The sequence below is a fragment of the Pelagibacterium sp. genome (genome assembly GCF_048264985.1).
In the GTDB taxonomy this organism is placed as follows: Bacteria; Pseudomonadota; Alphaproteobacteria; order Rhizobiales; family Devosiaceae; genus Pelagibacterium.
The window spans coordinates 1,029,988-1,043,719 of sequence record NZ_JBLXCL010000001.1 but is presented as its reverse complement, the minus strand read 5'-3'; the positions used below and the strand labels follow the sequence as shown (position 1 = coordinate 1,043,719).

Below are 13,732 nucleotides of genomic sequence, written 5' to 3'. Positions count from 1 at the left end.
TTATGGCACCGGAAACGTGATGACGGCTCTCGCGCCTGGCGTGTTGTCTTCGAACCGGACATCTCCCCCGTGAAGACGCACAACGGCCGAGACCAGGGCAAGACCCAAACCGGCACCTGGCTCCGTTCGGCTCGCTTCAAGGCGCGCAAATCGTTCAAAAACGCGCTTGCGGTCAGCCTCGGGAATACCTGGGCCTGTGTCGGCAACTTCAATGACGATCCTCCCCGCTTCGCGTCGGGCGGCAATCAGAATGCTGCCGCCGTCGGTATCCTGCCCATATTTTATGGCGTTTTCGACAAGATTTACAAGGGCTTGACCGATAAGTTCTCGGCTCGCATCGAACTTGATTCCGGGCTCGATCATCGTTTCGAGTACCATTCCGGCATCCTCGGCAACGGGGGTATAGAGTTCGGCCACATCGGCCACAACCTCGCTCAGATCGATGTTTGAGAACGCTCCGCTCGATGTGCCCGCTTCAGCCCGCGCGATCAGCAGCAGGGCGTTGAAGGTGCGTATGAGCTGATCGGATTCGGTTATTGTCGTCTCCAGCGCAATGCGCCGGGCTTCCGGATCGGGATTTCGCAAAGCCGCCTCGGCCTTGTTGCGCAATCGGGTCAGTGGCGTCTTGAGGTCGTGAGCGACATTGTCGGTCACCTCCTTTAGGCCCACCATCAGCCGCTCAATGCGTTCAAGCATAGCGTTCAGACTTGTGGCCACAGCGTCAAATTCATCATTGCGACCCGTCACGGGTACGCGCTCGGACAAATTGCCCGACATGATCTTGTTGGACGTGCCGGTAATGGCATCAATGCGCCGTAGCACATAGCGCGCAGTCAGCCCACCTGCCAGCACCGAAAGCACGATTATGCCAACGACACCGCCAAAGAATGTCCGCAGGATGATAGCGTTAAAGCCTCGGCGCTCACCCACGTCACGACCGATTATCAGCCTCAACCCGTTCGGCAGTTCGAGAGATTCCACCATGGCTGTTCCGCTCGTCGGTACAGCATCCTCCGGCCCCCCATAGATTTCGCGGCCGCGCTCATAACTGAGTTCGTAGCGTCCTGGCTCGGCAAGGACCACTGCAGGAAAATCGGTGACGTTGCCTGCGATCATGACGCCGGTTGGATCGCCCAGGTAATAGATCCCGGGGCCTGGCCGGTCTGCCAGGCGCTGCACGGCAAACGCGACGGCGCGCACGCCGGACTGGCTGGCCAGAAGCCGAATCTGGGCGATTTCCCGATCGACGCTGCGCATTTGCTCGCGCTGGATCTGGACGGCGCTCTGATAGGCAATCAAGCCAAGCAGGACGATGGCAAATCCGACAAAGATCGCGATGAACATCGCTGTGAGCCGAACCGTCGTCGTCCGCCACAAGGAACGCATCCGAGAGGGCTTGGGCGTGATGTCAGTCACGGATCATATATCCCGCGCCGCGCACGGTCTGGAGCAGTTGGCGCTGATGGCCCTTGTCCACCTTGCCGCGCAGGCGCGACATGTGCACATCGATGACATTGGTCTGTGGATCGAAGTGATAGTCCCAGACGTTTTCGAGCAACATCGTCCGTGTGACCACGCGACCGGCATTTTTCATTAGATACTCGAGCAAGCGAAACTCACGCGGCTGAAGGACGATAGCCTCACCTGCCCGCTCAACTTTGCGCGAGAGCCGATCGAGCGTCAGATCGCCCACCTGGTAGGACGTCGCGGCTTCACTCGGAGCGGAGCGTCGCGCCATGACCTCGATACGAGCCAGGAGTTCTGAGAAGGCGTAAGGCTTGACCAAGTAATCATCGCCGCCAGCCCGTAGCCCGGTAACGCGGTCGTCGACCTCACCGAGGGCCGACAGGATCAATACGGGCGTCTTGTCGTCCTCGGCACGCAGGGATTCGATGATTGAAAGTCCGTCCCGGCGGGGCAGCATCCGATCGACGATCAGAACATCATATTCCATTCCAGAAGCCATCGCGTACCCGGTCTCACCGTCGCTGGCATGATGGGTGACATGGCCACATTCATCGAGGGCCTGAATGAGATAGGACGCCGCCTCGCGGTCGTCTTCGATCAGCAATATCTTCACAGCGCGGCCCCAAAAAAGTGGGACCGGCCCCGAGGGGCCGATCCCGATGTCATTACTCTTCGATTTCGAGCGGGACGCCCACGAAGCGAACGATACCATCTCGCGAGACCCGCAGGGAAACTGCAGTCTTGCCTTCGCTACGGGCAGCGTCGATGGCCGCTTCGAAATCCTGCGGCGAGGATACAGCACCGCCATTTGCCTGCTCGATAACATCGCCGGGCAGCAAGCCACGAGACGCAGCGGTGCTGTCGTCTTCGATCGACTCGACCACAAGGCCCTCGCCGCCCTCATTGGGAATGACCGTCACACCGATCGATGAGCTTGTCGATTCCGGTGCGACCTCTTCCTCGGGTGCCTGGGGCGATGGAGCAGATTCTTCATCTTCTTCGAGACGATCGAGCGTAACCGAAATATCGAGTTCCTCACCGCCACGAATGACCCCCAGTTCCACATCGGAACCTGGCGACTGTTGCGAAATCAGCCGTGAGAGCTCACGGGCCGTATTCACGCCCTGCCCATTGACCGAGACGATGACGTCACCGGATTCGACACCTGCAGAGGCGGCTGGCGCCCCTTCGATGGGCTGTGTAACCAGCGCACCATTGGAATTGGCAAGTCCCAGTGCATCGGAAAGATCGTCATTGAGGTCCTGAAGCGAAACGCCAAGGAAGCCGCGGGTTACAAAGCCTGTGTCCTGAAGCTGAGAGATCACGCTCTGAGCCAATGCCGCCGGGATGGCAAATGCGATACCGACGTTGCCGCCGGATGGCGAGAAGATGGCAGTGTTGACGCCAACCACATGGCCCTGGGTATTGAACGACGGACCGCCCGAGTTGCCACGGTTCACAGCGGCGTCGATCTGCAGGAAGTCGTCGTAATAGGAAGCATTGATGTCACGACCACGCGCCGAAACGATACCTGCCGTCACGGTACCGCCAAGGCCGAAGGGATTGCCGACAGCAACCACCCAGTCGCCCACGCGAGCTTCCTCGCCGGCGAACTCGACAAACGGCAGATCGGAGCGTTCTTCGCGCACTTTGAGCAGCGCCAGATCGGTGCGCGGATCGGTCCCGATGATGTCAGCGGCCAGCTCGGTATCGTCTTCGAGCATGACTGTCACTTCGCTCGCGTCCTGAACGACGTGATTGTTGGTTACGATGTAGCCATCAGCCGAAATGATGAATCCTGATCCCACAGCCTGCATGAAGTCACGCGGACGGTTCGGACGATCCGGGTTGGGTGTGTTGAAGGGCTCTTCGAACTGATCAAAGAACCGACGAAGCGGGTGATCTTCTGGAAGGTCGGGGAACTCGAACTGGAAATTCGGGCCGCGCTGGACCTGTTGGACGGGCACTTCGGAACGCACCTGCACCGAGACGACCGCCGGCGAAACCGATTCAACGAGGTCGGCAAATCCGGACATGGGGGGAGAACCCACATCGGCGCCAACCTGCTGGGCAATGGCGGGTTGAGTGTTGACGATGCCGGCACCAAGCGTGCCCGCTGCAACAACCATAGCCATCGCGGATGCGGCGATCCACTTGCGCTTCGGCGTAGAAAGCATGTTTGCCATTGGATTAGATCCTCTCTGTTACAAGCAGTGCGAGCCTGCTTTTGGCATCTATCTAATACGTTCGGGCTTTCCGCACAGTTGCATGCGGATTAAATCTTGGTAATGGACGGGGCCGAAATGTGGCCCTAACCCCACACTGCCTGGCGCAGCATTTCGAGCGCCATCAGAGTCAAAATTGCCTTGAACCCGATGCGGAATACGCGCTCCGACACGCGATCCAGCATGCGGCTGCCCACCAATGTTCCAAGAATACCGGTGATGATCATGGCGATCGCCATCGGCAGGTATTGCGCGAAAGCAAAGCCAAACATCGTGAATATCGCGACCTTGGCGATATTATTGAGCGTCATCAGACTTGCTTGAGTGGCGATGAGTTGATGGCGATTGTCAAGCTTGCGCAGGAAGTTGGCGACCAACGGCCCCACCGCTCCCACGAACATGCCAACGCCCCCGATGAGCGCACCCGCAGCGAAATCGGCAATAGCGCCGCGGCCGGTCACGCGCGGCTGGGGAACCCAGACGCAATAGAGGATGAACATCCCGATTACGATCTGAAAGAGGGCCTCGGGGATCGAGACGGCAAGACTGCCTCCCAGCACGATACCCAAAACGCTTCCAGCCCCGAACCAAGCCATCAGGTGCCATTGGATATGGGCGCGCTGAACCACTGCCCGTCCAGCGTTAGAGCCAAGCTGGACAAGGCCATGAACCGGAATAATCACCGCCGGGGGAAAGAACAGTCCCAGCGTTGCCAGCATGGCCATTCCGCCGCCCAGGGAGAACATTGCCGTGATCATCGAAGTAAGAAAACTCACGGCGATCAGTGTCAGGGCGACCCACACGGAAAGGCCATCCGGCAATAGCTGCACTGTATCGATGGTCATGTACAAGGCTCCCTGCCCTTTGATGGCAGAGCTCGCAGACCAGAACAAGCGCGTCGACGCCAGGATTACCGCGCTGCGGGTATCCTAGCTCTTGCGCAATCTCTCCAGCGCCTTTTCCTCATCGGACGACAAACCGGACTTGCCCGTCACGGTCTGGCGGCGGCGAATGGCCCAGATGGCCAGAATGATCAGGCCGCCGGCAAGCAGGATCGGCGTTGCGACCCAGAGAAAGATCGTATGCCCTGCAAACACGGGGTTGAGCAGCACGAACTCGCCATAGCGCGCAACGACGAAATCATACACCTCTGTGTCGGTATCACCGGCAGTCAGCCTGTCACGGACCAGCACACGCAAATCGCGGGCCAGTTCTGCATCCGAGTCGTCGATAGACTGGTTCTGGCAGACAAGACAGCGCAGATTGGCGGAAATCGCGCGGGCGCGCTGCTCGAGCACTGGATTGTCCAGCACTTCGTCGGGTTGAACCGCACCAGCCGACATCGGAAAAGCCAGCGCCAGCACAGTAGCAATGATGAAAACGAACCGCTTCACTGCCCCGCTCCCGAGGGTTTTGCCGCAGACTTGGATTTTGTCGGCGCACCGATACGCATGCGCCGGTCGGCAAGGGAGAGGAAGCCTGCACCTGCCATGAGGATTGTACCCAGCCAGATCAGCAACACGAAGGGCTTGTGCCACAAACGCACGACGCGACCGTCGGCACCGAACCTTTCGCCGAACTGGATATACATTTGGCTCAATCCATACGTCTGGATGCCGGCTTCTGTGGTGGGCGTACCGCTCACCCCGTAAACGCGGCGCTCGGACGAGACCTCTCGATCCCTGCCCCATGGCGCATCAATGGTGAATGTACCGCGGTCGGCACTGTAGTTCGGCCCTTCGAAATGGGCCTCGCCGTCATAGGTGATCGAATAGCCCGCGATATCCAAGGTTTCACCGGCCTGCATGGATGTAACCAGTTCCGTCTGGAAGGCCGTGGCACAGACAATACCGATGACCGAAGCGCCGACGCCGAAATGCGCTATCGCCGTTGACCATGCGGTTTTTGGCAAGCCTTTCAAGCGCCCCCAGCTTTGCGCCCATTTGACACGGCCGATAGCCGCGCGCTCGGCCAGTTCGGCAATCGCGCCGACCATCACCCAGATACCGATACCCAGTCCGATCGGAGCCAGTGAAATCGGAAAGCCCAGGAACCCGAAAACGATAAGCGTCAGAACCAAAGTTACGATAATCGCGGCAAACAACCGCTGGCCGACGGCAACAAGATCCCCACGCTTCCATGCAAGGAAGGGCCCGAAAGGAATAAGCAGCAAGAGTGGGACCATCAGCGCACCGAAAGTCAGATCAAAGAACGGTGCGCCAACAGTTATGCGCGCGCCGGTAAGCGCTTCGAGCACCAGCGGATAAAGTGTGCCGATCAAAACCCCCGCAGTGGCAGCGGAGAGAAATAAATTGTTCAGGATAAGAGCACCTTCGCGGCTGATCGGCGCAAAAAGTCCTCCCTGTCGCAACGTCGATGCCCGCAAGGCAAAAAGCGTAAAGGCCCCGCCAATAAAGGCAGCCAACATGGCAAGGATGATAACGCCGCGCGTCTGATCGGATGCAAAAGTGTGAACCGACGTCAGGATGCCCGAGCGCACTAGAAATGTGCCAAGCAGACTGAGTGAGAAGGTGATGATTGCCAGAAATATCGTCCAGATCTTCAGCGCATTGCGCTTTTCCATGACGATTGCCGAATGGAGAAGCGCGGTTCCGGCTAGCCAGGGCATGAAGCTGGCATTTTCCACCGGATCCCAGAACCACCAGCCACCCCAGCCCAGTTCGTAATAGGCCCAGTAAGAGCCCATAGCGATACCGAGTGTGAGGAAGGACCAGCTTGCCAGCGTCCATGGACGCACCCAACGCGCCCAGGCGGCATCTATCCGTCCCGAAACGAGCGCAGCGACAGCAAACGAGAAACAGATCGAAAACCCGACATAGCCCAGATAGAGCATTGGGGGATGGATGGCGAGCCCGATATCCTGAAGCACGGGATTGAGTTCACTGCCATTAAACGGCGCCGGATCGAGGCGCCAGAACGGATTTGATGTGAACAGAACGAACCCTGAAAACGCAGCGACCATCAAACCCTGATTCGAGAGCACCAGAGTCTTGAGCTCGTTGGGCAAGTTGCGCCCAAACGCCGCCACTGCCGCGCCAAACAGGGTCAGCGTCAACACGAACAGCAGCATGGAGCCTTCATGGTTGCCCCAGGTACTGGTGACCTTGTAAAGCATAGGCTGGAGCGAATGGGAGTGTTGCTCAACCAGCCGCACTGAAAAATCGTCAACGACGAACGCCGAAACGAGAGCGGCAAAGGCCAGCCCGACAAGCGCGAATTGCAATATCGCTGCCTGCGAAACGAACCGTTGTGCCAGTTCGCTCCCGCGCCAGAAGGTAAAGCCTGCGCCCGCTTGGACAATGGCCAGAACGAAAGCCAGAACGAGGGCGAGATGTCCGAGTTCGATCGTCACTTGCGCTATCCTTCCTCGCCTTCCCACACGCCACGCTCGCGCAGGGAATCGGCCACTTCTCGCGGCATGTAGTTTTCGTCATGCTTGGCGAGCACATTGGTCGCCAGGAACGTGCCATCAGTCTGGACGCTGCCTTCAGCGACAACGCCCTGTCCCTCGCGGAACAGATCGGGCAGGATACCGTTGTAACGCGCTGTCATTTCTCCGGCACCGTCATGGACGACAAACAGATTGGCTTCCCCATCCTGTTGCCAACTTCCCTCGAGTACAAGTCCACCCAGACGGATGGGTGTCCCTGGCGAGACGCCGGCTTCAGCGATCTCGGTAGGAGAATAAAAGAACACGATCTGGTCGCGCAGCGCGGTCAGGATCAATCCTGCCGCCAGCGCCAGAATAACGCCGAGGCCAGCGATCACACCGATACGTTTTTGTTTGCGGGTCCAGGCCATAGCCTACTCCATCAATCCCATTTCGCGCCCGAAATCTTCGAGTGCCAATCTGTCCTGCCCCGAAAGTGCGGCAAGTCCGCGTTCGAGGTCGGCGCGCGCCGCATCCTCGCCATCGAGTTGTCTGCGCGACCGCACCAGCTGCATCCAGTCGGCTGCGGGACCGCCTTCGTCATAAAGACGCGCAGCCAGTCCATCGACCATGCCCCGGATCATCACATCCATTGTGGCATCCGGTTCGCTTTCTCCAAGCGTGCCGCTCTGCAACCCGGCTTGCGCTGCAACCAGCCCGGACCGTGCGGTATCCACCCACGCTTCCTCTCCGGTTGCAAGGCCCAACAAGTCCTGCCAAAGCGCCACGGCTTCATCGTATTGCCCCGACTGGGTCAATTCACCCGCCATGTAGAAGCGCGAGCGGATATGGATCGGGTCGGCCGCCATCGCGCTGCGCAAAAGGGTTATAGCTTCTTCATCGGCCTGCCCACCATTTGCCATGATCAAGGCTTCAGCAAGATTGGTTTCCCTGTCTGCCGTGGGAGCTTCAAGCGAGAGCACGCGGCGCCAGGCGTTGGCCGCCTCGGAAAACCGTCCTTGCTCCATATAGATGGGAGCGAGAACCAACCAGCCACGCACGTCGTTGGGGGTCTGCTCCAACTGCGCTTCGACTGTTGCAATAGCGGCATTGATGTCGGTTACAGACATTTGGACCGGAACTTCACGGCCCTCCAGAGGCGCTGCGGGCAGATCGGCGCGCCCGATCCAGGCGTAAACCCCAAGGCTAGTGATAGCGACGATCGGCAAGCTGGCCAACATTATGGCGCGCCCGCCAAAGCCACGCGCCTGACCGGTCGCTTCCTTTTCATGAAGGATCACCTCTCGCGCCAATTCGGCCCGGGCGGCAGTCGCCTCATCGCGGGAAAGCCGGCCGGCTTCCAGATCGCGGTCGATTCCATCGAGCTGGTGGCGGAAAAATGCCCGCGCGGCATCGGGGCTCTGGCCGGCTGCGGCAGTGCGCGGTGAGCCGCGCAGGGTCAATGCGAGGACACCAAGGCTCACCAGAACCAGCAATATAGCGAAAATCCAGAACAAGTGTGAGACTAACCCTTGAAAACCAATGAGATGCCGTTTCTATAGGCCAATCTCGTGCAGATTGCAGTCAACGATTGGGGCGCGCTTTGCCGCACCTCCATCTCGATTGCCACCTCAGAGCAAGGGCCGGACGTACGGACATGACCGAGCAAGCCAAAACAATTGCCGTGGTCGGCGCGTCCCCTTTTGCGTGGCTTTTAGCAGGGCTTTTAGCGTCTGACCATTCACGAGCAATTGTGCTGCTCAGTCCGCCGCCCAATCCATACGCCTTGCGCCCCCTGCCTTCGCTCTCAGTTGCCCCGGTAACACGGCCAGAAACATGGTCGATCGTTTCGGCGCACGCCAAGCCCGCACTAAGGCGCTTGGGCCGCATCGTTCCCAACATTGTTGAGCGGATCGACGTCCGCGTCTTGGCCCACTCGATCCAGGCCAGTATCGCACTTGGGCATATGCGCCATGTTGCCGAAGGCTTTCGCCAGCCGATCGATCCTATTGAGACAAGCCCTCATGGCACCAGCATGGGGCTGCGCGATGTCAGTCTGATCGATTCATCAGCCTTCTACCAGGCGGCACCGGCCTGGCTGGCCGCATCCAATGTCGCAGTACTCAATTCGGTGGACGGCCTCAAGATCAGACGTGATGGCACTGCGCGATTCGGGACAACCTCTATCGATCAGGTCATCCTGGCCGACGACAATGCAATTATCGAATGGCTCGATGCCGACGACATTAGCCAGTTCGCTCGTATCGAACACTGGAGCGGCGTCCAGACCGCATCCCAAAAGGCTGCGCGCTACCGCGCCGGCATCGATCTCGATACCGGAACCGTCTTTTCCCAAACAGGTGATGGTGTCATTCATGCCGCCGCTCGAAACGACGACGGAAAGGCGCTGCTCCGTATTGCCGATTGCTTGGCACTCGATAGTGCACCTCGCGTGGCAGCCAGAACCGAGTTTGCGCGCCTGTTTTCCCATGATGGCGCCCCGATGCTTGGCCCGACCCGGCGCGGCAAGATCTATGTTGTTGCCGGACTGGGGCCACTCGATTTGATTCTGGCGCCCCTGATCGCCGGAATCGTGTGCGAACGCGCAAGCGGCATCGAAGCCGAATGGGCAGCGGCCCATGGCGCCGATTTGCGGCAGCCACGCAGCGAAGTCGCAGAATTCCATCCCGGACTGGTGGCCGGAGAGGCACAATGAGTGAACTCAATCGCCTCGGCAACCAATTGCCCGCCGAATTTGCGCATCCGGTCGTCGATCGAACGCGATCAATTCGCTTCAAACTCAATGGCCGAAAGGTAGCGGGACTGGAAGGAGATACAGTTCTATCGGCTCTGCTCGCCAACGGAATCGTCGCGGCCGGCCATTACGGCAAAGATAGTATCGCGCTCGACGAGAACACGGCGCCGGCCGTTGTTGTCGAAGGCAACGAGGCCCGCGCTGATCTTGCCATGCCGATGGCAATCTGCCCGGCAGTAGACGGCGCATCCTTTCTCACGGTCGGGCCACGCCCAAATGCCACACGCACATTTGCCGCCCGTTTCCTGCCCCAGCGCAATGATACGCTCGGGCTCGACTACGATTCCGGATCGGCCGCCCCTGGCGGCTGGCTCGACACGGAAGCCAGCCGACGCATTTCCGCTGATGTCGCCATTGTGGGGGGCGGCGTTGCAGGACTTTCCGCCGCTCTTGCAGCCGCACAAAAGGGCTTGCGCGTCTGCCTCGTCGAAAAAGAGGCAACGCTTGGCGGACTTTCTATGTTTTTTGGAAAGTCGGAAGGAGAACCGGTCCCTGACGAAACAATCAGCGCGCTGGCCAGCCAGATCGGAGAATCGGGACTGATCACCCTCTCTTTGGGAACGCTGGCCTTCGACATCGCGAGCGGCACAATCGAGGCCATTCGCATCACAAAGACTGGGGCCCTGCCGCAACCTGAACGCCTGGCAATTACTGCAGAGACGATCATCCTGGCGACAGGCATGGTGGGCCGGATGCCCATTTTCCCTGGCAACAGGCTTCCCGGCGTTAGCGAAGCGAGCGCGGCTTGGCGGCTAGCGGCGCGCTACAATGTCTGGCCCGGTCAAAGCGCCCATATTCATTCGCTTACCAATGTCGGCTACCGCATGGCGTTGCTCGGTGCTGCAAGCGAGAAAGCCATCGCCCGAACCAGCGACCCGCGCATAGACCCACAAACGCGGTTCATCGAGTTTTGCAAAGCTTACGGGCATCGCCTTGGCTGGGGCATGGCAATAGGATCGGTTACGCCTGCCGGTCGTTCGGGGCTGGAGGTGAAACTTGCAAATGCTGACAACGGTGCGTCGGACGATCACGCAATAGCTTGCGATCGTCTTATCGTCTCGGGTGGCTGGCAGCCCGACCTCGATCTTTGGCTCAAAGCCTCCGGACCGGTTGAGTGGAATGAAGAAAGCCAGTCCATCGTCGCGGATGGTGCGGTCAATGGCGTGGTTCTTGCGGGAAGCGTTGCGGGCTATCTCAGCCTTGGGGGCTGCGTAGCCCATGGAAGAGCTGCGCTGGAATCGGCGCTGGATGGCCGACACCGCCAGGTCGACGATCCGCGCATCGACCCCGTGTTCGACACGCCCGACGGCCCCTTGCTTGTCTCGCCCCCTACAGATCAGAAATCGGCTTCGGCCTTTATCGCCCCCAGGGCATCGCGTGCGGTGCCAACACTGCAATCAAGTGGCTGGAGGCGCCAGTCTGCCAGCCAGCCGCCACTGGCTGGCCCCCTGACGACGCTGGATGTTGTTGGCGAGATCGTTTCGGAGGGCCTCGACCCCGCGCTGGTGCCAACTTTGTGTGCAGAACGCTGCATCCTGCCGCGTGCTCTGCAGAAGTCAGGCCTCCCAGCACCGTTCGCCGCCCATGTTCCAGAAGGCATCCCGCTCTATCTCGAGCATCGTTTTGGTCCCGACCAGATGCAATGGTCGCTGGATCAGGGCCAGACGCGGCGGCTCGACCCAGGCTGCCTGGTCTTTGCCAATACCGACGACCGCTCGCCGCTTGAAGCAGTTGGGGTCGTATTGGCTGACGATGGCGGAAAATTGCGCGCGCTGCTGCGCAACATGGGCATGAGCGCCGGTGACACCGTCTATATCCGCGACGGCCTGACAACGCTGGCGGCTCGGCTCGATCGCGTATTGTAGGCGCTAGCCTTGCGCAGTGCGGCGCTCCGCGCCGTCGCGTGCCCGGCGCAAAATTTCAGCATATTCGGCGTTGAACCGGATCTCGGCCATCTTGATCCCTGCGTCCAGTCGCTCGCGAGCCACTGGTTCGGCCGGCGCCGCACGGTACATGTCCAGCGCCCGTGTCACGAGCACTTCGACGGTTTGCCCTGTGTCAGACCAGGCCTGGTCGAGCAAGGCGTTGACGGCAAGAGAGTCGCGGCATTTGCGCACCGTCATCAATAGATAGAGTCCATTGAGCGCGGACAGCACCTGATCGGCATCCATTACGTCTTTACCGTCCCGTGGACGCCGCAATGCCTGGGTGACGTTGATGGTGATTTCCTTCATTGGGCGCTCAAGCCGCTCAGACAATCTGGCCGTCAACTCGGTCATTATCGTCCCCCATGGGGATCGTCTCTCGATCTCAAGATTGTAGTTGATCGCGCGCATGAGGCGGTGAAACCTGTCGATCGCCTTGCAGGAAAAGTCGATATCGGCGAACAGATTGGGTTGGCTGGCCAACCGACCGATCTGGCTTTGAGCGTGCCCCAGAACCGCCTCGACCAGCGCCCCATAACCGGCATTGGTGATACGGGCTTCTGTGTTGCCCGCGGCAATTGCGACTGCGGCCGCGATCACCCGGCTGGGATTGGCCATGTGCCCGACCATTGCCTGCATCCAGAGGGCACGGGTCAATGGGTTGGTGATTGAAATCGACTGCAAAGCCGTTGCCAGCGTCGCTTCATCGGAAATCGTCCCGACCGCCACCCCGAACTTTCCAGCCTGTACAAGAAGGGGGCGGCGGCGCATGGCCATGATGATCGGAGCGAGCCGTTCGCGCGCCTCTTCGCCGCCCATTTGTATCGTATTGCGGCGGTCGAGCTCGCGATCGTTCTTTTCGGCGATCGCGTTGACCTTCAATTTCTCAAGAAGTTCGGGAAGCAGCAGATCGAAGGCATCAAGCGGATCGGCCCCGGACCCGATTGAATCTTCAAGTCGCGCGGCCTCTTCGCCAAAAACATCGCGCGCCATCCACGTCCAGATCTTGCCGGCGGTGTCGCGATCGATAGCGCCGGCAAAGCCATGATAGACGGGAGGATCAACGATAACGCCGGACAGCGCTTCCAAAAATGCATGCCTGGCTGCATCGGCCTGTCCCCTGGCTGCGCCAGAGACAGTTATTTGGTCAGTTCCGCCGGGAAATGTATCGGGAAGAGCCATGAGATCCTGTAACCGCGGCGCTGCAAAACAAAGACTTAGCGGATTTTCGCGATTCAGCGAAATCCGAAATACACTTGGGCCGAAGGCAGAACTTACAACCCATCGGGTAAAAAAACCTTTCAAGACATGAAAAAGGGTGCCGCCCGTGGCGACACCCTCCAGTCATTCAAAATCATAACGTCGCCGGTTAGGCTGTAACGCCCCAGGCGCCATCCACTTCGCGGCAGGCCTGACCGGAGCGGGTGTAAGTCTGCCCGCTGACAGTTACACGGTGCGAGAACTCACGGCAGTCAAGGTTGTTGACGCGAACATAGGGGCCAACCGAGACCTGACCCGTCGCACCGCCCGCAGACCAGGTGCGGGGCGCACCGGGGCGGCCGAACTGGAGAGCGTAGAACTGGGCGTCGTTGGCTGCCGAGCGTTGAGCTGGTGTCAACTGGCCGAGAATGGAAGAGTCGATGTATTCGTAGCTGCCGGGATCAAGCCGCGCCTGCTGAATGGGCGTCGAGTCGGACGGTGCGGTCACCGACGGCTGCTGGGGCAGCGGATTTGTCAAAACGGTTGGCTGCGGCATCACCGTCTGGGAATTCTGGAAATTTGCGGTGCGGGTACACCCGGCAACCACCAGAGCCAGAGAAACAAGTGCAATCGCCCTCAACATCTTCATTGCGCAGTACCTTTCGTAGCGGCCCCATTGAGCCCTTTTAATGTCTATCTCAGCCATTAC

The 13,732-nt window shown here is 59.6% G+C and carries 12 protein-coding genes; 2 read left to right on the top strand and 10 right to left on the bottom strand.

From position 1 onward, the window contains the following. The 8 genes from ACN0TA_RS05195 to ccmI form a co-directional block, all read right to left on the bottom strand. Entirely contained in the window at nt 1–1,416 is a 1,416-nt protein-coding gene (locus ACN0TA_RS05195; RefSeq protein WP_417580493.1) for a HAMP domain-containing sensor histidine kinase, read from the bottom strand. Beyond that, the gene (locus ACN0TA_RS05190; RefSeq protein WP_417580491.1) at nt 1,409–2,080 is read right to left on the bottom strand and encodes a winged helix-turn-helix domain-containing protein; all 672 of its coding nucleotides are present in this window, start codon (nt 2,078–2,080) and stop codon (nt 1,409–1,411) included. Before ACN0TA_RS05190 ends, ACN0TA_RS05195 begins: the two co-directional genes overlap by 8 nt. A gap of 52 nt (nt 2,081–2,132) precedes the next feature. Beyond that, entirely contained in the window at nt 2,133–3,653 is a 1,521-nt protein-coding gene (locus ACN0TA_RS05185; RefSeq protein ID WP_417580489.1) for a Do family serine endopeptidase, read from the bottom strand. A 125-nt stretch (nt 3,654–3,778) separates the two neighbouring features. Beyond that, nucleotides 3,779–4,537, bottom strand: coding sequence for a sulfite exporter TauE/SafE family protein (locus tag ACN0TA_RS05180; protein ID WP_417580487.1), 759 nt, complete (start codon nt 4,535–4,537; stop codon nt 3,779–3,781). 84 nt (nt 4,538–4,621) lie between these two features. Beyond that, nucleotides 4,622–5,035, bottom strand: a complete 414-nt coding sequence (locus ACN0TA_RS05175; protein ID WP_417582058.1) for a cytochrome c-type biogenesis protein CcmH — start codon at nt 5,033–5,035, stop codon at nt 4,622–4,624. A 47-nt stretch (nt 5,036–5,082) separates the two neighbouring features. Then, the gene (locus tag ACN0TA_RS05170; RefSeq protein ID WP_417580485.1) at nt 5,083–7,065 is read right to left on the bottom strand and encodes a heme lyase CcmF/NrfE family subunit; all 1,983 of its coding nucleotides are present in this window, start codon (nt 7,063–7,065) and stop codon (nt 5,083–5,085) included. A gap of 5 nt (nt 7,066–7,070) precedes the next feature. After that, complete coding sequence (gene ccmE / locus ACN0TA_RS05165) at nt 7,071–7,514, bottom strand: cytochrome c maturation protein CcmE (protein WP_417580483.1); 444 nt, start codon at nt 7,512–7,514, stop codon at nt 7,071–7,073. 3 nt (nt 7,515–7,517) lie between these two features. Continuing rightward, nucleotides 7,518–8,600, bottom strand: a complete 1,083-nt coding sequence (ccmI, locus tag ACN0TA_RS05160) for a c-type cytochrome biogenesis protein CcmI (protein ID WP_417580481.1) — start codon at nt 8,598–8,600, stop codon at nt 7,518–7,520. A gap of 140 nt (nt 8,601–8,740) precedes the next feature. Here ccmI and ACN0TA_RS05155 point away from each other — a divergent pair, with 140 nt between their 5' ends. Together ACN0TA_RS05155 and ACN0TA_RS05150 are read left to right on the top strand one after the other, a co-directional pair. Continuing rightward, nucleotides 8,741–9,799: a hypothetical protein gene (locus ACN0TA_RS05155; protein ID WP_417580479.1), complete on the top strand. Its 1,059-nt coding sequence runs from the start codon at nt 8,741–8,743 to the stop codon at nt 9,797–9,799. Then, on the top strand, nt 9,796–11,763 hold the full coding sequence (locus ACN0TA_RS05150; RefSeq protein ID WP_417580477.1) for an FAD-dependent oxidoreductase: 1,968 nt from the start codon (nt 9,796–9,798) through the stop codon (nt 11,761–11,763). The genes ACN0TA_RS05155 and ACN0TA_RS05150 overlap by 4 nt, the downstream gene beginning before the upstream one ends. A gap of 3 nt (nt 11,764–11,766) precedes the next feature. Here ACN0TA_RS05150 and ACN0TA_RS05145 read toward each other — a convergent pair whose 3' ends face one another. Together ACN0TA_RS05145 and ACN0TA_RS05140 are read right to left on the bottom strand one after the other, a co-directional pair. Beyond that, the gene (locus ACN0TA_RS05145; protein ID WP_417580475.1) at nt 11,767–13,005 is read right to left on the bottom strand and encodes a hypothetical protein; all 1,239 of its coding nucleotides are present in this window, start codon (nt 13,003–13,005) and stop codon (nt 11,767–11,769) included. Between the two features lie 187 nt (nt 13,006–13,192). Further along, complete coding sequence (locus ACN0TA_RS05140; RefSeq protein WP_417580473.1) at nt 13,193–13,672, bottom strand: hypothetical protein; 480 nt, start codon at nt 13,670–13,672, stop codon at nt 13,193–13,195. Nucleotides 13,673–13,732: the final 60 nt, after the last annotated feature.